Origin of the sequence: Membranihabitans maritimus, from assembly GCF_021729145.1 — a bacterium.
Taxonomy (GTDB): domain Bacteria; phylum Bacteroidota; class Bacteroidia; order Chitinophagales; family Saprospiraceae; genus Membranihabitans; species Membranihabitans maritimus.
On sequence record NZ_JAJSLW010000049.1, the window covers coordinates 1 to 1,967 of the forward strand.

At 47.6% G+C, this 1,967-nt stretch carries 1 protein-coding gene; it reads left to right on the forward strand.

Features of this window, described 5'->3' with window-relative positions; all coding sequences use genetic code 11:
* Nucleotides 1–1,967, forward strand: a 1,967-nt coding sequence (locus LVD47_RS23230; RefSeq protein ID WP_236981102.1) for a DUF11 domain-containing protein, incomplete at both ends; no start/stop codon positions are given.

Below are 1,967 nucleotides of genomic sequence, written 5' to 3' on the forward strand. Positions count from 1 at the left end.
GATGCAGCCGAATATGATGAAGATGATCACGATGTGGCCCGGGTACGGGTAGTGGATCTGGCATTGTACAAGCAGGTCGATTCAACGATGACCCTGCTGCCAGAAATGTTTGGAAGTACGATAAAATTCAATATTATCCTGACAAATCAGGGTAATGTATCGAGTGACAGCATTCGTATCGAAGATTACTTGCCTACAGGTTATAGTTTCGATCCGTCGGATCCTCGGAATGTGGCTGAGGGATGGCAATCGAACCTGACTGTCATGCAGGAGGGAAGATTGGAATTTGGTGAATCGGATACGGTGTGCCTGTATACGACCCTGGAGAATGTGGCAGTACCGATGGAAGCGAGTTGGTGGAACTATGCGGAGATCACCGAGGTATATGACACGGCGGGTGTGGAGATCGGTGGCGATGACATGGACAGTGAGCCGGGCAGTGACAGTGAGGAAGAGCGTACGGTAGGCCTGGGAGATCCCGGGGATGACGATATAGAGAGTACAGGACGGGATGATGAAGGTAGTGACGATGACCACGATGTAGCGGGGGTGCAATTCCTGGATTTAGCACTTTACAAGCAGGTGGATAGTGTGGAGACACCTTTCCCCGTTGCGTATGGGGATTTAATTAAATTTGATATATATGTAGTCAACCAGGAAGGTGTGATGGTGGATAGTATAGAGGTCAGGGATTATGTGCCCGAAGGCTATACCTTTGACCCGAATATCCCGGAAAATGTGATGAATGGTTGGCAGCCTGACAGTACGACCGTAGTACCCGGTCCGTTTGCGGTAGGGGATACGATGCATACAAGTATCTATTTGACTTTGGAGCAAATTAGTGTACCAACGGATCGCAGCTGGGTGAATTATTCGGAGATCACGCGCGCCTGGATGGGGGGTATGGATATCGCCGGGATGGATATCGATAGTGAGCCGGATAGTGACAGTCCGGAAGAGCGAGCAATTTATCCCGGTTTGACAGGTGATGATGATATCGAAAGTATTACGAGAGACGGAATAGGGAGTGAAGACGATCATGATCCCGCCCATGTGGAAGTATTTGATTTGGCTCTACGTAAGACAACTAATGCACAAGTGGGAGCACCTGGAGACCAGATCGCCTTCCGAATAGATGTATTCAATCAGGGAAGTGTGGCTGCTACTAACATTGACGTATCGGATTATGTCAACACGGGGTATGATTTCGTTGCCGCATTAAATCCAGAATGGACCGCATCAGGCCTTACAGTCACCCATACCATAACGGATACGTTGTATCCCGGTGAAAGTACGAATGTTAATATAATATTAGTGGTGAATAATAATTATGATCCTGCGGGGATGATTAATCGAGCGGAAGTAAGTATGGCTGCGGATACATCCGGGATGGAGCGCGAAGATATTGACGGGATGTTTGACCAGGATCCGGAAAATGACGCGGGTGGGTTGTCAGAGAGCCCGGCGGATGATTATGTAGATGGAGATGGAACGGGCAATGTGGACGACGGTGATCCTGACGGTGACGAGGATAACGAAGATCCTGCTTATGTAATACCCTGTCCACCGGTGAATTGTCACGGATCCATTTCAATGGGCTTTACGACCGAATGTGAGATCGAAGTAACCCCGGATATGCTATTAATAGAAAACAGGTTGGCGCTTAAGAATCCGGAATTTTACCGGGTTGAGTTGACTTATGCCAATGGTATTATTATCCCGGACAATATTTTGCGAAAAAATCATGTAGGAAAGGATATTACCGCACGAGTGACCTTTTTGTTGGATGCGTGTGGAGGTGGTACCTGTGAAGCTACTATATTGTTAGACAAGCCGGATGGTTGTATTATACAAAATACGTTAGATACCATAGTGTACTGCATAGATCCGTTTTTGGAATTGGATCCGGAAGATGCGTCCTATCCGAAGCCGGAAGCGATGCAGCCATGCGAAGAAGATCCTTTAAC